Source organism: Rhizobium gallicum bv. gallicum R602sp (genome assembly GCF_000816845.1).
Lineage (GTDB): Bacteria > Pseudomonadota > Alphaproteobacteria > Rhizobiales > Rhizobiaceae > Rhizobium > Rhizobium gallicum.
On record NZ_CP006877.1, the window covers coordinates 203,437 to 222,133 of the forward strand.

The 18,697-nt window shown below is 59.5% G+C and carries 18 protein-coding genes and 1 tRNA gene; 16 read left to right on the forward strand and 3 right to left on the reverse strand.

Annotated elements, in window-relative coordinates:
* Positions 1-96: 96 nt before the first annotated feature.
* The 6 genes from RGR602_RS00970 (at position 97) to pncB (ending at position 6,866) form a co-directional block, all read left to right on the forward strand.
* Positions 97-1,182 (forward strand): microcin C ABC transporter permease YejB, encoded by a 1,086-nt coding sequence (locus tag RGR602_RS00970; RefSeq protein WP_022713284.1) that lies wholly within the window; start codon positions 97-99, stop codon positions 1,180-1,182.
* Positions 1,182-2,330 carry an ABC transporter permease gene (locus RGR602_RS00975; RefSeq protein WP_039843547.1) on the forward strand — a complete coding sequence of 383 codons (1,149 nt, stop codon included), beginning with the start codon at positions 1,182-1,184 and terminating at the stop codon, positions 2,328-2,330. The genes RGR602_RS00970 and RGR602_RS00975 overlap by 1 nt, the downstream gene beginning before the upstream one ends.
* Positions 2,327-3,964, forward strand: a complete 1,638-nt coding sequence (locus tag RGR602_RS00980) for an ABC transporter ATP-binding protein (RefSeq protein ID WP_039843548.1) — start codon at positions 2,327-2,329, stop codon at positions 3,962-3,964. The genes RGR602_RS00975 and RGR602_RS00980 overlap by 4 nt, the downstream gene beginning before the upstream one ends.
* 7 nt (positions 3,965-3,971) lie before the next feature.
* Complete coding sequence (locus tag RGR602_RS00985) at positions 3,972-4,931, forward strand: 2-hydroxyacid dehydrogenase (protein WP_039843549.1); 960 nt, start codon at positions 3,972-3,974, stop codon at positions 4,929-4,931.
* Between the two features lie 96 nt (positions 4,932-5,027).
* Positions 5,028-5,396: a flagellar basal body-associated FliL family protein gene (locus RGR602_RS00990; RefSeq protein ID WP_039843550.1), complete on the forward strand. Its 369-nt coding sequence runs from the start codon at positions 5,028-5,030 to the stop codon at positions 5,394-5,396.
* Positions 5,397-5,561: 165 nt separating this feature from the next.
* Complete coding sequence (pncB, locus tag RGR602_RS00995) at positions 5,562-6,866, forward strand: nicotinate phosphoribosyltransferase (protein ID WP_039843551.1); 1,305 nt, start codon at positions 5,562-5,564, stop codon at positions 6,864-6,866.
* A 6-nt stretch (positions 6,867-6,872) separates the two neighbouring features.
* On the opposite strand, the gene RGR602_RS01000 is transcribed toward pncB, so the two are convergent.
* Together RGR602_RS01000 and RGR602_RS01005 are read right to left on the reverse strand one after the other, a co-directional pair.
* Positions 6,873-7,844 carry a DUF72 domain-containing protein gene (locus RGR602_RS01000; RefSeq protein ID WP_039843552.1) on the reverse strand — a complete coding sequence of 324 codons (972 nt, stop codon included), beginning with the start codon at positions 7,842-7,844 and terminating at the stop codon, positions 6,873-6,875.
* Positions 7,845-7,898: 54 nt separating this feature from the next.
* A complete protein-coding gene (locus tag RGR602_RS01005) occupies positions 7,899-8,090 on the reverse strand; it encodes a DUF2735 domain-containing protein (protein WP_039846570.1) in 192 nt (63 codons plus the stop codon).
* Positions 8,091-8,499: 409 nt separating this feature from the next.
* Here RGR602_RS01005 and RGR602_RS01010 point away from each other — a divergent pair, with 409 nt between their 5' ends.
* Together RGR602_RS01010 and RGR602_RS01015 are read left to right on the forward strand one after the other, a co-directional pair.
* Positions 8,500-9,540: a glutamine synthetase beta-grasp domain-containing protein gene (locus RGR602_RS01010; protein ID WP_022713293.1), complete on the forward strand. Its 1,041-nt coding sequence runs from the start codon at positions 8,500-8,502 to the stop codon at positions 9,538-9,540.
* Positions 9,541-9,655: 115 nt separating this feature from the next.
* The gene (locus RGR602_RS01015) at positions 9,656-10,900 is read left to right on the forward strand and encodes a DUF763 domain-containing protein (protein WP_039846571.1); all 1,245 of its coding nucleotides are present in this window, start codon (positions 9,656-9,658) and stop codon (positions 10,898-10,900) included.
* Positions 10,901-10,942: 42 nt separating this feature from the next.
* On the opposite strand, the gene RGR602_RS01020 is transcribed toward RGR602_RS01015, so the two are convergent.
* Positions 10,943-11,032 (reverse strand) — tRNA-Ser (locus tag RGR602_RS01020).
* Positions 11,033-11,254: 222 nt separating this feature from the next.
* On the opposite strand from RGR602_RS01020, the gene RGR602_RS01025 reads away from it, so the two are divergent.
* The 8 genes from RGR602_RS01025 (at position 11,255) to deoC (ending at position 18,696) form a co-directional block, all read left to right on the forward strand.
* Positions 11,255-11,572, forward strand: a complete 318-nt coding sequence (locus RGR602_RS01025; protein ID WP_039843553.1) for a hypothetical protein — start codon at positions 11,255-11,257, stop codon at positions 11,570-11,572.
* Positions 11,573-12,058: 486 nt separating this feature from the next.
* The gene (locus RGR602_RS01030) at positions 12,059-13,051 is read left to right on the forward strand and encodes a BMP family lipoprotein (RefSeq protein ID WP_039843554.1); all 993 of its coding nucleotides are present in this window, start codon (positions 12,059-12,061) and stop codon (positions 13,049-13,051) included.
* A 71-nt stretch (positions 13,052-13,122) separates the two neighbouring features.
* Positions 13,123-14,634, forward strand: a complete 1,512-nt coding sequence (locus tag RGR602_RS01035; RefSeq protein ID WP_039846572.1) for an ABC transporter ATP-binding protein — start codon at positions 13,123-13,125, stop codon at positions 14,632-14,634.
* Between the two features lie 7 nt (positions 14,635-14,641).
* Positions 14,642-15,745, forward strand: a complete 1,104-nt coding sequence (locus tag RGR602_RS01040) for an ABC transporter permease (RefSeq protein ID WP_039843555.1) — start codon at positions 14,642-14,644, stop codon at positions 15,743-15,745.
* 10 nt (positions 15,746-15,755) lie between these two features.
* Positions 15,756-16,727 (forward strand): ABC transporter permease, encoded by a 972-nt coding sequence (locus tag RGR602_RS01045; RefSeq protein ID WP_039843556.1) that lies wholly within the window; start codon positions 15,756-15,758, stop codon positions 16,725-16,727.
* Between the two features lie 4 nt (positions 16,728-16,731).
* The gene (locus RGR602_RS01050; protein ID WP_039843557.1) at positions 16,732-17,121 is read left to right on the forward strand and encodes a cytidine deaminase; all 390 of its coding nucleotides are present in this window, start codon (positions 16,732-16,734) and stop codon (positions 17,119-17,121) included.
* On the forward strand, positions 17,118-17,927 hold the full coding sequence (locus RGR602_RS01055) for a purine-nucleoside phosphorylase (protein ID WP_039843558.1): 810 nt from the start codon (positions 17,118-17,120) through the stop codon (positions 17,925-17,927). Before RGR602_RS01050 ends, RGR602_RS01055 begins: the two co-directional genes overlap by 4 nt.
* Positions 17,920-18,696, forward strand: coding sequence for a deoxyribose-phosphate aldolase (gene deoC / locus RGR602_RS01060; RefSeq protein WP_039843559.1), 777 nt, complete (start codon positions 17,920-17,922; stop codon positions 18,694-18,696). Before RGR602_RS01055 ends, deoC begins: the two co-directional genes overlap by 8 nt.
* The last annotated feature ends 1 nt before the right edge of the window (position 18,697 follow it).

The following is an 18,697-nucleotide window of genomic DNA, read 5'->3' on the forward strand; positions in this document are numbered from 1 at the left end:
AAAAGCCGGTGCGCCCGGCGGGAAGGCTGGCGGATTGAAGACTCTTGATGCGACGCGCACCGCAATGAATTTCGAGACCTGGAAGGCTGCGCGCTGATGGGAGCATACATTCTTCGACGCCTGCTTTTGATGATACCGACGATTGTCGGCATCATGGCAATTTCCTTTACCGTCATTCAGTTTGCCCCGGGTGGCCCTGTCGAGCAGGTCATCGCGCAGCTGACCGGTCAGGCGGATAGTGCCGACCAAAGGATTTCCGGCGGCGGCGATCTCGCACAGCAGTTTGATGACAGCGGTTCCAGTTACCGCGGTGCCCAGGGCCTGGATCCGGAACTGATCGCCAAGCTCGAAAAGCAGTTCGGCTTCGACAAGCCGCCACTGACGCGCTTTCTGGAAATGATGTGGAATTACATCCGTTTCGATTTCGGCGAGAGCTTCTTCCGCAATACCTCGGTGCTCGATCTCATCAAGGAAAAGCTGCCGGTTTCGGTTTCGCTCGGCATCTGGATCATGATTTTCTCATATGCCATCTCCATTCCGCTCGGCATCCGCAAGGCGGTGAAGGATGGTTCGACCTTCGACGTATGGACGTCCGGCGCCATTATCATCGGTTACGCCGTGCCGAGCTTCTTATTCGGCATCCTCTTGATCGTGCTTTTCGCCGGCGGCTCGTTCTATAACTGGTTTCCGCTCCGCGGATTGGTGTCGGATAATTTCGACCAGCTCGCCTGGTGGCAGAAGCCGCTCGATTATTTCTGGCACCTGACGCTGCCGCTGATTTCGCTCTCGCTTTCCGCCTTTGCGACGACGACGCTGCTGACGAAGAATTCCTTCATCGAGGAGATCAAGAAACAATATGTCACGACGGCCCGCGCCAAAGGGTTGAATGAGCGCCAGGTGCTCTACGGTCATGTCTTCCGCAATGCCATGCTGATCGTCATCGCCAGTTTTCCGGGCGCCTTCATTTCCGCCTTCTTCACCGGCTCGCTGCTGATCGAAAATATCTTCTCGCTCGACGGACTCGGCCGCCTCGGCTATCTCTCGGTCGTCAACCGCGATTACCCGATTGTCTTTGCGACGCTCTACATCTTCTCGCTGCTCGGCCTTTTCGTCAGCCTGCTCTCGGACCTGATCTATACCTGGATCGATCCACGCATCGATTTCGAGCGGAGGGATGTCTGATGGATGCGGCTGCCAATCCGACGCCCGTCACGCCGGTCAAGCCACCGCGCAAGGGCCTGCTTTCCCCAACGAACATTCGCCGCTGGCGGAATTTCAAGGCAAACCGGCGCGGCTACTGGTCGTTCTGGCTGTTCATGGCGCTGTTCGTCCTGACGCTGTTTTCGGAATTCATCGCCAACGACAAGCCGATCATCGCATCCTACAAGGGTGAAATCCTGTTTCCGGTGCTGGTGGATTATCCGGAGGAAAAGTTCGGCGGCTTCCTGGCGGAAACGGATTACCGCTCGGATGTGATTGCCGACGAGATCAAAGCCAATGGCTGGATGATCTGGCCGCCGATCCATTATTCCTATCGATCGGTGAATTCCAACATCCCGCATTCCGCGCCGACGCCGCCGTTCTGGCTGATGAGCAAGGAGGAGCGCTGCTCCGGCTATCCGCAAGGCGTCAACGACCCCAATTGCAACTACGGCAATCTCAACTGGCTCGGAACGGACGACCAGGCGCGCGACGTGCTGGCGCGCATCATCTACGGTTTTCGTGTTTCCGTGCTCTTCGGCTTGGCATTGACCATCTGCTCGGCAATTGTCGGCGTGACGGCCGGCGCCGTGCAAGGTTATTTCGGCGGTTGGACGGACCTGCTACTGCAGCGCTTCATCGAGATATGGTCGTCGATGCCGGTGCTCTACATCTTGCTGATCATCGCCGCGATCCTGCCACCGGGCTTTTTTGTGCTGCTCGGCATCATGCTGCTCTTCTCATGGGTGGGGTTCGTCGGTGTCGTGCGCGCGGAGTTCTTGCGCGCCCGCAACTTCGAATATGTCCGCGCCGCCCGCGCGCTCGGTGTCAATAACCGGACGATCATGTGGCGCCATATGCTGCCGAACGCCATGGTGGCGACCTTGACGTTCCTGCCCTTCATCCTGTCCGGCTCGATCACGACGCTCACTTCGCTCGACTTCCTGGGCTTCGGCATGCCGCCCGGCTCGCCGTCGCTCGGCGAGATGATCGCGCAGGGCAAGGCCAATCTTCAGGCGCCATGGCTGGGGCTGGCGGCCTTCTTCACCATGTCGATCATGCTTTCCCTGCTGATCTTCATCGGCGAGGCCGTTCGCGACGCGTTTGACCCGAGAAAGACCTTCGCATGAGCCAGATGCCTGAACCCCTTCTGTCCGTCCGCGATCTTTCCGTCGCCTTCCATCAAAGCGGTGAAACATCGCTGGCTGTCGATCGCATCTCCTTCGACATCAAGAAGGGCGAGGTCGTCGCGCTGGTCGGCGAATCCGGGTCGGGCAAGTCCGTCTCCGCAAATTCCATCCTGCGGCTTTTGCCTTATCCTGCTGCAAGCCATCCGACTGGCGAAATCTTCTTCAAGGGCAAGGATTTACTCAAGGCATCGGAAAAGGCGCTGCGCGAGGTGCGCGGCAACGACATCACGATGATCTTCCAGGAGCCGATGACCTCGCTCAATCCGCTTCACACGATCGAAAAGCAGATCGCCGAAATCCTCGATCTGCACCAGGGCGTGACGGGCCAGGCGGCCCGCACGCGGGTGCTGGAACTCTTGAACCAAGTCGGCATCCGCGAGCCGGAAAAGCGGCTGAAAGCCTATCCGCACGAGCTTTCCGGCGGCCAGCGCCAGCGCGTCATGATCGCGATGGCACTCGCCAACCGACCCGAACTGCTGATCGCCGACGAGCCGACGACGGCGCTCGATGTCACGGTCCAGGCACAGATATTGGACCTGCTGCGCAAGCTGAAAGGCGCGCACGGCATGTCGCTGCTCTTCATCACCCATGATCTCGGCATCGTCCGCAAGTTCGCTGATCGCGTCTGCGTCATGACCAAAGGCAGGATTGTCGAGACGGGTACGGTCGAAGAGGTCTTCAGCAATCCGAAGCATGACTACACCCGCCATCTCTTGGCCGCGGAGCCGCGCGGCGAGCCGCCTGTTGCCGATCCGTCCAAGCCGTTGGTGATGGAGGGCTCCGATATCCGGGTCTGGTTCCCGATCAAGGCCGGATTGATGCGCAGGGTCGTTGACCATGTGAAGGCCGTCGACGGCATCGATCTTTCGCTGCGCGCCGGCCAGACGCTCGGAGTTGTCGGCGAATCCGGCTCGGGCAAGACGACGCTTGGCCTGGCGCTCACCCGGCTGATTTCCTCCAAAGGGCGCATCAGCTTCGTCGGCAAGGATATAGCGGACTATTCGTTCACCGAAATGCGGCCGCTGCGCAACCAGCTTCAGGTCGTTTTCCAGGATCCTTACGGGTCGCTCAGTCCGCGCATGTCGGTCGGCGATATCATCGCGGAAGGGCTGAAAGTGCATGAGCGCTCGCAGTCCCATGAAGAACGGGACCAGCGCGTCTGCTGGGCGCTGGAAGAAGTTGGCCTCGACCCGCTGACCCGTTGGCGCTATCCGCACGAATTCTCCGGCGGCCAGCGTCAGCGTATCGCGATTGCCCGCGCCATGGTGCTGAAGCCGCGCTTCGTCATGCTCGACGAGCCGACATCGGCGCTCGACATGAGCGTCCAAGCGCAGGTCGTCGATCTGTTGCGCGACCTGCAGAAGAAGCACGATCTGGCCTACCTCTTCATCAGCCACGACCTGAAAGTCGTCAAGGCGCTCGCCAACGACGTCATCGTCATGCGTTTCGGCAAGGTGGTGGAGCAGGGGCCGTCTGCAGAAATTTTCCGCGCGCCGAAAGACGACTATACCAAGGCGCTGATGGCAGCCGCTTTCAATATCGAGGCAGTGCCGACGCCTGCCGTCCAGCAGTAAAAAGATCATGCCCGCAAGACCTCCTGTTCTCATCGATTTGAAGTTCAACCCCGAAGGCATCGCCCGTATTCTGAAAACCGCCTTTCCGGATCGAGGCAGCATCAATCTTGCCGATCCGGCGGCCAAAAGCCGCGATTTGAGCGCGATCGACTATGCGTTGCTGTGGAAGCCGGATGCTGACCTGTTCGAACGCGCACAGAACTTGAAGGTCATCTTCTCGGGCGGTGCCGGCGTTGATAGCTTCATGAACCTTTCGGGGCTGCCCGACGTGCCGATCGTTCGCTTCGTCGACAGCAGCCTGACGGTTCGCATGAGCGAATGGGTGGTGCTGCAGTGCCTGATGCACCTGCGCCGGCAGCGCGAACATGACCGGCATCAGCGCGATCGGATCTGGAGCCAGATGGCGCCGCCGGAAGCTGCGGAAATCACCGTTGGCGTTATGGGACTTGGGGTATTGGGGCAGGATGCCGTTCGCAAGCTGAAGATCATGGGCTTCAACGTCATTGGCTGGTCGCGAAGCCGCAAACGACTTGATGGGATAAAAACCTTCGATGCAAGCGAACTCGATATCTTCCTGTCGAAGACCGATTTCCTCGTCGGCCTGCTGCCGCTAACGCCGGAAACGACGGGCCTTTATGACGCGCGGCTGTTCGCAAAGCTTCATCGGGGCGGTGCACTCGGAAAGCCGGTCTTCATCAATGCCGGGCGCGGCAGGAGCCAGGTGCAACGCGACATCGTTGCGGCGATTGAAAGCGGTGTGCTCGGCGGCGCATCGCTCGACGTCTTCGAGGTCGAGCCGCTCCCGGCAGAAGATCCGCTCTGGGGTTTGGAGTGTGTCTTCATAACCCCGCATGATGCCGCAATCTCCGAAGAGAATGCGCTCTTTCGCCATGTCGAGGCACAGATCGCCCGCTACGAGCGCGGTGAGCCGCTGGAGTTCGTGGTGGACCGGAAGGCAGGCTACTAAGCGCGGTGGAACCATGCCGCCGCATAGCCGTTGCTCCTAGCGACAGTTCTGAGGCGGGCCGGCATACGGCCCGCGAGACATCGAAGGGAGACGAAGATGGCTCGTCAGATGGAAAAGCGCTGGGAAAACGCCGATGGAAGGCGGCATGCCGAAGAGCAGATCTCTGCGGTGAAGGCAAAGCAGGGCCGCACCGGTGCCCGCATCCTGATGGTTCTGGTCGTTGCGCTCATTCTTGCATTCGTCGTTTGGATACCGGTCGAGATCTGGGGCAACCGTGAAGCTGATGAGGTAGCGCCACAGCAGCCCGGTCAGGAAATCCAGTCCCAGTCGCCGGCACCGGCTGCGCCGCCAACCACGCAGAGTGGCGGTGCGGTTCCCACGGAGACGCCGAACACGCAGCCGCCGGCACCGAACGTTGAGCCCGCGACGCCTGCCACACCAGCGCCGTCTCAGCCGGCGCAATAGGCTTGAGTCCAGGGCGATCATCGAAAGAGGCCCTGCCGCCTGGCTGCGGCGGGGCTTTTATTTGCGCTGGACATTACCTGCTGATTTTTCGATAAGAAGGCGCACGAGCCGGTCGTCGTGTGCTGGCCTTTTGCGGCACCCGACTGGATTGGGACGGGATGGAGCATGGCCAAGACAGATATTGCACGGCGCGTTTACAATCACGCCTGGAAGCTTGATCCCATCGTCCGTAGCCTCATCGATACGGACTTCTACAAGCTTTTGATGCTGCAAATGATCTGGAAGCTTTATCCGGATGTCAGCACCACATTCACGCTCATCAACCGCACCAAGCGCGTCCGTCTCGCCGAGGAGATCGACGAGGGGGAACTGCGCGCTCAGCTCGATCATGCCCGCACGCTGCGGCTCTCCAAGAAGGAGATGATCTGGCTCGCCGGTAACAGTTTTTATGGCCGTGCGCAGATTTTCGAGCCGGAGTTCCTCGCCTGGCTTTCTCATTTCCAGCTGCCGGAATACGAGCTGTCGAAGAAGGACGGCCAGTACGTGCTCGATTTCCATGGCTCGTGGAAAGAGACGACGATGTGGGAAATCCCGGCGCTTGCGATTATCAACGAGATGCGCTCGCGCTCGGCGATGAAGGCGCTCGGACCCTTCACGCTCGATGTGCTTTATGCGCGTGCCAAAGCCAAGATGTGGGCAAAGGTAGAGCGGCTGCGCGAATTGCCTGGCCTGCGTATCTCCGATTTCGGCACACGCCGCCGCCACAGCTTTCTGTGGCAACGCTGGTGCGTTGAGGCGCTGAAGGAAGGTATTGGCCCCGCTTTCACTGGCACAAGCAATGTATTGCTCGCTATGGATTCCGATTTGGAAGCGGTAGGAACGAACGCCCACGAGCTGCCGATGGTGGCCGCCGCACTTGCAGACACCGACGAGGAGTTGCGCAACGCGCCCTACAAGATCCTGCGGGACTGGAACAGGCTTTACGGCGGCAACCTCTTGATCGTCCTGCCGGATGCCTTCGGTACCGCAGCCTTCCTGCGTGACGCGCCCGAGTGGGTCGCTGATTGGACCGGCTTCCGTCCGGACAGTGCCCCGCCGATCGAGGGCGGCGAGAAGATCATCGAGTGGTGGAAGAAAATGGGCCGCGATCCGCGCCAGAAGCTGCTGATTTTCTCGGATGGACTCGATGTTGACGCGATCATCGACACCTACAAGCATTTCGAGGGCCGTGTTCGCATGAGCTTCGGCTGGGGCACCAACCTGACCAACGATTTTGCGGGCTGCGCCCCGACTGAAATTTCCGGCCTCAACCCAATCTCGATCGTCTGCAAGGTCAGCGAGGCAAACGGCCGCCCCGCGGTCAAGCTCTCCGACAATCCTCATAAGGCAACCGGAGACCCGAAAGAGGTCGAGCGTTACCTCAAATTCTTCGGCGCGGAGGACCGCACTGAGCAGACGGTTCTCGTCTGACGAAGGTTACGGGGAGGGCCAGTGCGGCCTCGCCTCCTCCTTTTCGCTCCGCCGGCCTTTTCTGCGTGGTTTTGCTGACATGGCCGCCTCCTCGAATGGCGTGGCAACGCCAAGCCTTTGGGCAAGCGAGCGTGCATCTGTCGGCGCGCGAACCTTCACGTCGTTGTCGAAATAGACGAAGACGTCACGGCCTTTGGCTGACGTCTTGAGCGGCGGCAGTACGCGATGGGCATCTTCCGGCTCGTGTCCGCGCGCCCATGCCGCGATACGTTTGGCCCATGCATCGAGCGCCGCATCGTCGTATCCGCTGACATAAAGCTCCTCGGATCCATGAAGACGGCAATAGACGAAGTCGGCAGTGACATCCATCAGGCGCGGCCACTCGACCGTGTCGGCGCAGACGAGCCCCACGTGATGTTTTCGCAGCAGTTCGATGAATTCCTTGGCGCAAAAACTGTCGTGGCGAATTTCCAGCGCGTGACGAAGCGGCTGCTGCACATCGCTTTCCAGCCAGTCACGGCCGTTCAGCCGGTCATCATGGCGCTTTGCAAGCTTTGCCGCGTCATCCGTATCTTTCGGCAGCATTGCCAGAAATCGCGCGAAAAGTTCTGCGTCGAATTTCATGGTCGGCGGAAACTGCCAAAGAATGGGGCCGAGCTTTGGCCCCAGCCGCAGGAGGCCGGACGCCATGAAATTGGCAAGCGGCGTCTCGACGTCGCGAAGCCGCTTCAAATGCGTGATGTAGCGTGAACCTTTAACGGCGAAGACAAAGCCGTCCGGTGTCGCCTCCCGCCAACGCGCAAAGGCGTCAGGCTTTTGCAATCCGTAAAACGTGCCGTTGATTTCAATGGAGGCAAAACTGCGCGCGGCAAAATGCAATTCGTGCTTCTGCGGCAGGCCTCCAGGGTAAAATACCCCGCGCCACGGCGCATAGGTCCAGCCGGATATGCCGATACGGATGGTGCCGTTCCTTGCCATGAAAGACAAACTGACCGCGCGGCCGCTTGTTCCCCCGCCGGGTCGGTCGGATATTCAGGCTTGCGGTTTTCGCTTTTCTTCGGCTTCGCGAATGGCGTCTTCGTGGTACCAGGTATCGAAGGCGGCGTCGCAGACATCGGGATCGATGTCGAGCGGCTGGCGGGCCCCAAAGCGTTCGTCCGACCTGCGGAATTTTACTGGGAACTGATAGATCTTCGCGGTTTCGCGATGGACATTTGCTGGCATCGAATTGCCTTCCATTCTCTTCGCACACCGGTTGCCCGGGCACTTATAGTAACAGAGTGCACATGATTTGCGCAAATCGCCTAAAAAAACGCCAATAACTGTGGGATTCATAAGCATTTGATAAAACGAATGAAATGCCCCGTAATGCCTGCATCTTTTTGAGGCGTTATGTGTAGATCAAAAAAACGTCCTGCGTGCGGATGTGTTCCATGGTCCTAAACCCTCGCTTTCGTTGAAAGTTGACGATTGTCTGGAGGTTGATTCCCGCCGCGCGTCTCATGGCAGTCCCGTATGTCTACTCGAAACTGGCACGCCACGTGCTTGGTATTAGGCATCCGGTGGTGATCAAGCACGCGCTTAGCGGTCGCTTCGGAATTTGCTCACACCCTTACGTTTGAGAGACTGGCCAATGACAAAGTATAAGCTCGAGTACATCTGGCTCGACGGTTACACACCGACGCCGAACCTGCGCGGCAAAACGCAGATTAAGGAATTTGACGCATTTCCTGCTCTTGAGCAGCTTCCGCTCTGGGGCTTTGATGGTTCCTCCACGATGCAGGCCGAAGGCCGCAGCTCCGATTGCGTGCTGAAGCCTGTTGCCGTCTACCCGGACCCGGCCCGTACCAACGGCGCTCTCGTCATGTGCGAAGTCATGATGCCCGATGGCGTCACGCCGCATCCGTCGAACAGCCGCGCAACCATCCTCGATGATGAAGACGCCTGGTTCGGCTTCGAGCAGGAATACTTCTTCTACGAGAATGGCCGTCCCCTCGGCTTCCCGGAGCAGGGTTATCCGGCTCCGCAGGGTCCGTACTACACCGGTGTCGGCTACAAGAACGTCGGCAGCGTTGCTCGCGAAATCGTTGAAGAGCATCTCGACCTCTGCTTGGCTGCTGGCATCAACCACGAAGGCATCAATGCCGAAGTGGCCAAGGGCCAGTGGGAATTCCAGATCTTCGGCAAGGGCTCCAAGCGCGCCGCCGACCAGATCTGGATGGCTCGCTACCTGCTTCTCCGCCTCTGCGAGAAGTACGGCATCGACATCGAGTTCCACTGCAAGCCGCTCGGCGACACGGACTGGAACGGCTCGGGCATGCATTGCAACTTCTCGACCAAGTTTATGCGCGAAGTCGGCGGCAAGGCCTACTTCGAAGCGCTCATGGCGCAGTTTGACAAGAACCTGCAGGCTCACATCGATGTTTACGGTCCGGACAACCACCTGCGCCTGACCGGCAAGCACGAGACGGCCCCGTGGAACAAGTTCAGCTATGGCGTCGCCGACCGCGGCGCGTCGATCCGCGTTCCGCACTCCTTCGTCAAGAACGACTACAAGGGCTATCTGGAAGATCGCCGCCCGAACTCGCAGGGCTGCCCTTACCAGATCGCTTCGCAGGTCCTGAAGACGATTTCGGAAGTCCCGACCTCCGGCTTCGCTTCGGCTGCTGCCTAAGCCTTAGGCTTTCCTCCCAAGGGCGCCGGTTGCCTCGCAACCGGCGTTTTTTATTCGCCGAATGGTCTCCAAGGAAAACATTCCTTCACGCCGTCGGCCGCGCTATAGTCGCAGCATGGCACAACGAGCAGGCAGCGCTGATCTTCCATTGCATGGCGGCAGAGTTCCGAAGTGGCTCGGCGAGCGGATGACGAAGCTCGGCGCAGTGATCACCGAAGCAGTCGTGCACCATTATGGCCGGGATGAACTGCTCCGGCGCCTCGCGCATCCCTTTTGGTTCCAGTCTTTCGGTGCCGTGATGGGCATGGATTGGCATTCATCAGGCATAACCACCAGCGTGCTTGGCGCTCTCAAGCGCGGGCTAACTCCGCTTTCAAGCGAACTTGGCCTTCATGTCTGCGGTGGCCGCGGATCGCATTCGCGCAAGACGCCGGGCGAACTCGTTGCGATCGGTGATCGAGTTGGTTTCGACGGCGGGGCGCTCGCGACTGCGAGCAGGCTTGTGGCAAAAGTCGATAGCGCCGCCGTTCAGGATGGCTTTGATCTCTATCTCCATGGCTTCATCGTCACGGATGACGGCAAATGGGTCGTGGTGCAGCAAGGCATGAATGGCGACAAGCGTCAGGCCCGGCGCTATCACTGGCTCTCGGAAGGTCTCGAGAGCTTCGTCAATTCGCCGCATACGGCAATCGAGGGCCGCAGGCAGGGCAATATCATCAATCTGGCCGACAGGCGTGCCGAGCGTTCGCGTACCGGGCAGCTTGATCTTCTAACAACGCTCGGTCCGGACGGTATTTTGCGCGAAGCGGCAGCTTTGGCACGCGATATCGCAAAGCCCGCACCGCAGCCCGACCAGCCGCTTTTGCCGCATCTCATCTTGCCCGCCCATCACGACGTCCGCGAAAAGGACGTCAACATGAAGCGCCTGCATGGCAATCTTGCAGCCGCCGCTGACCGCGGACCGGAAGATTTTGAGCAGCTTCTGCTCGTGCCCGGCGTCGGAGCGCGAACGGTACAGGCGCTGGCGATGGTTGCCGAAGTGGTTCATGGTGCGCCCTGCCGCTTTTCCGATCCTGCGCGTTTCTCGCTTGCCCACGGCGGCAAGGACCGGCATCCCTTTCCCGTCCCGCTGAAGGTCTATGACGAGACGATCAAGGTGATGAGGTCGGCCGTGCAGAAGGGCAGGCTCGGCCGCGAGGAGGAGCTGCAGGCCCTGAAACGCCTCGACGACCAGTCCCGCCAGCTCGAGCGATATGTCACTGGCCCAGACCTCAAGGAGATCGTCGCCGGCGAATTCCGAACCTCATCCGACTGGGGCGGCAGAAGCGTCTTCGGCTGGGAGAAAAAGGATTCGCCTTAAGGCGCTTCATACTGTAGGAAGTCTTTGATTTTTATTAAGAAATGGCGGACAGAGAGGGATTCGAACCCTCGGTACGCTTTCACGTACACACGCGTTCCAGGCGTGCGCCTTAAACCACTCGGCCACCTGTCCATTTGCGTTTCGCACCCGGAGAGGAGCAAATCGTCGGAACGGCGCGATATATACCGATGAATTTTCGCTGATCAACCTAAATCTAACAGTTTTTTGACTTCTTCCGATAAAACTCCGCGCGCGCTGTCCATTGCGCTTTGGCCATGAGATAATTATTTATTGGCTAGGGTGGAGAATGGCGCGGCTGACCGGAAATCCGGCGGTAGGGCGTCGGAGGTACTGATGCGTTTCTTGTTGCGTTTGGCTAGCCTTGTCGCGCTTGCTGTAGCCGTGATTGCAGGAACGATCGATTCAATTCAATCCGTTGCGGCGTCGGCAGTCGTGGTGACACCCGTGGGCGATGCCTGGCAGGATTTGAGCCCTTCGTCGCTATTGGCACTGCAGTCGTCTGTTTCCTACTATGTGCACCCGCGCTTCTATGCCTTCGTATTCCAATGGCTGATGCTGCAGCCCGCTTTTGCCGTCCTTCTGGTGATCGCGCTGCTGCTTTGGATGATGGGCTACAAGAAGCCGGCGGTGGCGGGCCGCTTTACCGCGTAACAAACGCGCCGCCCTGGCGTATCAGCTTTGGGACCGCGAATCCACGGCAAGGCTGCAACAGCTAGCCACGGCAGAGCGCGTGCGCGACACGTTCGAGAGACGCCCAAATCTGCCGGCCGCACCTAAAAGATCATCACATAGAGCGCCCCGGCAGGTGAATTCTACTATGCCGAGAACTATTACCAGCAGTATCTGGCGAAGAATCCGGATGCTTGTTACGGTATTGACGGAACCGGCGTGAGCTGCCCGATTGGTTCGAAAAATCGCATTCCAGCAGCTCATTTTGCGCAAAAATCAGCCCATCTGGACTGATTTTCAGCATCTACACGGAATTTTTACCGGCCGAAAAATTTCTCGTGAATTTTTCCCTTAGCCATGCAAGGATGCGCGCAGCCAGGCCTCCGGGGGGAGGCCGGTGGTTCCGCAGACATGCCTGCCGAGGGCTTGCGGGAGGACCCAGACAAATAGCAACAATAGGGCTGCACTATGAAAAAAACCCTTCTTTCTTTCCTGGCCGTGGCCGCGATGTCCACGACGGCGCTCGCTGCCGACGTCAAGCCGGCTCTGGTTTACGGCACTGGCGGAAAGTTCGACAAGTCTTTCAACGAAGCAGCCTATAATGGCGCTGAGAAGTTCAAGGCTGAAACCGGCATAGCCTATCGCGACTTCGAGCCGACCGGCGACACACAGGGTGAGCAGGCGATCCGCAACTTCGCAAGCCGCGGCTTCAACCCGGTGGTGGCCGTGTCCTTCGCATGGACCTCGGCAATCGAAAAGGTTGCTGCAGAATTCCCGGACACCAAGTTCATCATCGTCGATTCAGTCGTCGACAAGCCGAATGTCCGCTCGGTCGTCTATAAGGAAGAAGAAGGCTCGTTCCTCGTCGGCGTTCTCGCCGGCATGGCTTCCAAGACCGGTAAGGTCGGGTTCGTCGGGGGCATGGATATTCCTTTGATCCGCAAGTTCGAATGCGGCTATGAGCAGGGCGCCCGCTCCGTCAAGGCGGACATAGAAGTCTTTCAGAACATGACCGGCACAACCGGCGCTGCCTGGAACGACCCGGTTCGTGGCGGCGAGCTTACCAAAAACCAGATCGACCAGGGCGCCGACGTCATTTACGCCGCTGCAGGCGCGACTGGCCTCGGTGTTTTGCAGACGGCTGCCGACAACAAGAAGTTTTCGATCGGCGTCGATTCCAACCAGAACCATCTGCATCCGGGCTCCGTGCTGACCTCGATGGTCAAGCGCGTCGATCTCGCCGTCTATAACGCCTACGCCGATACGAAGAACGACAAGTTCACCGGTGGCGTGCAGGCTCTCGGCGTCAAGGAAGACGGCGTCGGCGCTGCGATCGACGACAACAACAAGCCGCTGATCACCCCGGAAATGCAGGCCGCCGTCGACAAGGCAAAGGCTGACATCATCGCAGGAACCATCAAGGTTCACGATTACACGACGGACAACTCTTGCCCGAAGTGATCCGCGACTGAGATGGGCGTATGGCGGCCAGATTTTTCCGCCATACGCCCTTTTCGTATTTGGAGCCTGCAGTGACAGACACGCCCGCTATTGAACTTGTGGGCATCGATAAGAAATTCGGTGCCGTTCATGCAAACAAGGACATCAACCTTACCGTCGCCAAGGGCACGATCCACGGCATCATCGGGGAAAACGGTGCCGGTAAATCGACGTTGATGTCGATCATCTACGGTTTTTATCACGCCGATGCCGGGGAAATCCGCGTCAACGGCACGCCGGTGACCATCCGCGACAGCCAGGCGGCGATCGCAACCGGTATCGGCATGGTCCACCAGCACTTCATGCTGGTCGATAATTTCACGGTCCTGGAAAACGTCATGCTCGGCGCCGAAGGTGGCGCACTGCTGGCAAAGGGCGTTGCGTCAGCTCGCGCCGAATTGAAACGGCTGGAGAAGGAGTACGGGCTCGAGGTCAATCCGGATGCGGTGATCGAGCAGCTCCCGGTCGGCCTGCAGCAGCGCGTCGAAATCCTCAAAGCCATGTATCGCGGCGCCGAAATCCTGATCCTCGACGAGCCGACCGGCGTCCTGACACCGGCTGAAGCCGACCACCTGTTCCGCATCCTCAAGGTGTTGCGCGACCAGGGCAAGACCGTCATCCTCATCACGCATAAGCTGCGCGAAATCATGGCCATCACCGACACGGTCTCGGTGATGCGCCGCGGCGAGATGGTCGCGACCCGTAAGACCGCGGAAACGACGGTCGAAGAGCTCGCCGAACTCATGGTTGGCCGCCGTGTTCTTTTGCGTGTCCAGAAGGGCGAGGCGACGCCTGGCGATGTGCTGCTGTCGGTCCGCAACCTGACAGTCAAGGACAATCGCGGCGTGACGATGGTTGACAACGTCTCCTTCGATGTCCGGGCCGGCGAAATCGTCGGTATTGCAGGCGTGGCGGGCAATGGCCAGTCGGAGCTGCTGGAGGCGATCGCGGGCATCCGCAAGCCGCATTCCGGCGAGATTTTCCTTGATGGCCAGCCGATCGACAAGGCCGACGCGGCGCGCCTGCGCGAGCTGGGCCTGGCCCATATTCCAGAAGACCGCCACCATATGGGTCTCGTGCTGAAGTTCGAGGAATACGAGAACTCGGTTCTCGGCTATCACCGCAAGCCTGCCTACAGCAGAGGCCCGCTGCTCGATCTCGATGCGATCCGCAAGGATGCCATGGAGAAGATCGAGAAATACGACATCCGCCCGCCGAACCCGCGGCTGAAGACCGCCAATTTCTCGGGCGGCAACCAGCAGAAGATCGTGGTTTCCCGCGAAATCGAGCGCGACCCTGCCGTGCTCATTATTGGCCAGCCGACACGCGGCGTCGATATCGGCGCCATCGAATTCATCCACCGCCGCATCATCGAGATGCGCGACGCGGGCAAGGCGATCCTGCTCGTCTCTGTCGAACTCGATGAAATCCGCGCCCTTTCAGACCGTATCCTTGTCATGTTTGCCGGCCATGTCGTCGGCGAGAAGACGCCCGATGCCGGTGAACAGACCCTCGGCCTGATGATGGCCGGCATTGCCGCGTGAGGTCTTAATGAGCACTGCTTCTGTTTCTCTTCCAAATTGGATCACCTACGGTCTCATCCCGGTTTTGAACCTGATCGTTGCCTTCCTGATCTCCGGCGTTGTCGTCTGGCTGATCGGCGAAAGCCCGCTAGGTGCTCTTTCCTTGCTGATCGAGGGGGCGCTCGGCAGCGGCGAAGGTATTGGGTTCACACTGTATTACGCCACAAGTTTCATTTTCACTGGCCTTTCGGTCGCGGTTGCGATCCATGCCGGTCTCTTCAACATCGGCTCGGAAGGTCAGGCCTATCTCGGCGGACTTGGTTGTGCACTGGTTGCGCTGGCGCTCGACCGCTTCGTGCCCTGGTACGTCACCATGCCGGTTGCCGTCGTCGGCGCCGGCCTTTTCGGCGCCGCCTGGGCATCCATTCCTGCCTTCCTCCAGGCAAAACGCGGCAGCCACATCGTCATTACGACTATCATGTTCAATTACATCGGCGCGGCGCTGATGGTTTACCTGCTGGTCCACGTGCTGATTGTCCCCGGCAAGATGGCGCCGGAAACACGCACCTTCCTCGAAGGCGGCCAGTTGCCGAAGCTCGGATGGGTGATGAACCTCTTCGGTGCGAAGCTCGGGGCCGCGCCGTTCAATGTCTCCTTCATGATCGCCCTTGTCGCCGCCTACTTCGTCTGGCTGCTCATCTGGCGAACCAAGCTTGGATTTGAGATGCGCACGCTTGGCGTCAGCCCCACTGCCGCCTCCTATGCAGGCATTCCCTATGCCCGCACGGTGATGATCGCTATGCTGCTGTCTGGCGCGCTGGCCGGCATGATGGCGCTGAACCCGGTCATGGGCTCTTCAGCCCGCCTGCAGGTCGAGTTCGTCGGCGGCGCCGGTTTCGTCGGCATTGCCGTCTCACTGATGGGACGTAATCATCCCGTCGGGATCATCTTCTCGGCGATCCTTTTCGGCATCCTCTATCAGGGCGGCGACTGGATCTCCTTCGAGATGCCGAACATTACCCGCGAGATGATCCTCGTGATACAGGGCCTGGTCATTCTTTTTGCAGGCGCACTCGAATATATGTTCCGCCCGGCGCTCGTCCGCGTCTACCAACAGTTCAAGACCACGTGAGGGGCGGACGATGGATTACTACGACATCCTAATCAACGTTCTGAGTTCGACGATCCGACTCTCGATCCCGCTGATCTTTACCGCCCTTGCTGGACTCTTTTCCGAACGCGCCGGCGTCTTCGACATCGGTCTCGAAGGCAAGATGCTGGGCGCGGCCTTTGCCGCCGCTTGCGTTGCATACATCACCGACTCGGCCTGGCTCGGCCTTGTCGCGGGCATCCTCTGCTCTGTCGCGCTGAGTTTGGTGCATGGCTTTGCATCGATCACCAATCGGGGCAATCAGATTATCTCGGGCGTTGCCATCAACTTCTTCATCGCCGGGATCACCATTGTGCTTGGCCAGGCCTGGTTCGGTCAGGGCGGCCGCACGCCGCAGCTCTCCCCGGCAAGCCGGTTCTCGCCAATTACGCTTCCGGGCGCAGACGTGATGCGGGAGGTTCCGGTCATCGGTCCGCTCTATTCGAACGTGATCTCCGGCAACAACATCCTGACCTATCTCGCATTCCTGGCAGTTCCGCTTTCCTGGTGGATCCTCTACAGGACGCGCTTTGGCTTGCGCCTTCGCGCCGTCGGCGAAAATCCCGGAGCAGTCGATACAGCCGGCATCTCGGTCAGTTGGCTGCGCTATCGTGCCGTCATGTGCGCCGGTATTCTGTGCGGCTTCTCGGGCACCTATCTGGCGATCGCGCAGTCGGCGGCCTTCATCAAGGATATGTCGGCGGGCAAGGGTTATATCGCCCTTGCTGCCCTGGTCTTCGCGAAATGGAAACCGGTGCCGGTGATGTTCGCCTGCCTGCTTTTCGGCTTCCTCGATGCGCTGGCGAACTTCATGCAGGGTAAGCAGGTGCCGCTGATCGGCGCAGTGCCGGTTCAGATATTCCAGGCTTTGCCGTATATTCTCACCTGCATCTTGCTTGCTGGCTTCATCGGCGTTGCAACTCCGCCAAAGGCTGGTGGCGTCCCCTATACGAAGGAGCGTTGAAACCATGTCACACGACCTTTTCGAAGCCGCCCGCGGTGCCATGGCCTTTGCCCACGCGCCCTATTCCAAATTCCCGGTCGGTGCGGCGATCCGCGCCGAGGACGGCAAGGTTTATACTGGCGCCAATATCGAAAACCTCTCCTTCCCGCAGGGTTGGTGTGCCGAGCCGACGGCCATCAGCGCCATGATCATGGGCGGAGCGAAGAAAATCGTCGAAATGGCGGTCATTGCCGAGAAGCTGCCGCTTTGCCCGCCGTGCGGCGGCTGCCGGCAGAAGATTTCTGAATTTGCGGAGAAGGATACCAAGATTTATCTTTGCGATGAGATGGGCGTGAAGAAGACCATGACGATGGAAGAGCTTCTTCCCTTCAGCTTCGAGGCCGAACTCGGATGAACGCCGCCATCGATCTACTCGTCGGCAAGCTCGGTGGGCTCGTGCCGCGTCACGGCATCGTGCTCGGCTCCGGCCTTGGCTCGCTGGTAAGCGAACTGACGGATGCGGTGCGAATTCCCTATCGGGATCTGCCGGGCTTTCCTGTCAGCGCCGTCTCCGGGCATGCGGGCGAGGTCGTTGCCGGTCGTCTCGGCGGCGTGCCTGTGATCATGTTGTCGGGCCGTGTCCATTATTACGAAAAAGGCGATGCCAACGCCATGCGGCTGCCGATCGAGGTGCTGAAAGGCCTTGGCGTGCAATCGCTGTTTCTAACCAACTCCGCAGGCTCGCTGCTTGAGGAGATGGCACCGGGCTCGGTGATGCAGATCACCGACCACATCAATTATTCCGGCATGAATCCGCTGATCGGCGAGGAAAGCGACCACCGCTTCGTCGGCATGACGAGCGCCTATGATGGCGACCTTTCCGTGTCCATGCGCAAGGCGGCCGAGAAGCTTGGCATCAAGCTCTTTCACGGCGTCTATATGTGGTTTTCGGGACCAAGCTTCGAAACGCCTGCGGAAATTCGCATGGCGCGGCTCCTCGGTGCGGATGCCGTCGGTATGTCGACCGTACCGGAGGTCATCATCGCTCGAATGCTGGGTTTGAGGGTTGCCGCAGCTTCGGTTATCACCAATTATGGAGCTGGCATGACGGGTTCCGAACTCAGCCACGAAGAAACAAAAGACATGGCGCCCGTCGGCGGCGCGCGTCTCGCCGCGATCTTGAAGGAAATGATTGCGGGTGGAGGAAGCAATAATGAATAATCACTCGCAAAAGGAGACGGCAGCTGTCGCGCTGTCGCTGCTTGATCTCACCAATCTCAAGGACGATTGCACGCAAGAGCAGATCGACACGCTTTGCGCCCGCGCGCAGACGCCCTACGGGAACAGTGCGGCGATCTGCATCTGGCCACGCTTCGTGGCACATGCCCGCACGGTCCTTGGCAAAGGTCATCCGGTCCGCATCGCGACGGTCGTCAATTTCCCGTCCGGCGATATGGAAGTGGCCGATGTCGCCGCTGAGACACGGGAGGCCATTGCGGACGGTGCCGATGAGATAGATCTGGTCATTCCCTACCGCAAATTCCGCGATGGTAACGAAAAGGCCGTGATCGACATGGTGACGGCGGTGCGCGCGGAATGCACCGGTGGCGTATTGTTGAAGGTTATCCTGGAGACGGGTGAGATCAAGGACCCCGCCCTCATTGGCCGCGCGTCCGAACTTGCAATCGATGCGGGCGCGGACTTCATCAAGACATCCACCGGCAAGGTCGCCGTGAACGCGACGCTCGAAGCTGCGGATATCATGATCCGCGCGATCCGTCACAGCGGCCGCAAGGTAGGCTTCAAGCCGGCCGGTGGCATTGGCTCGGTCGCCGATGCCGCCCTTTATCTCAGCCTTGCCGAAACGATCATGACGCCGGACTGGCCGATGCCGTCGACCTTCCGTTTCGGGGCCTCCGGCCTGCTCGATGACATTCTCGCTGTCCTCAGCGGCGTCCAGTCAGCGCCCGCCAAGGCCTCGAGCTATTGAA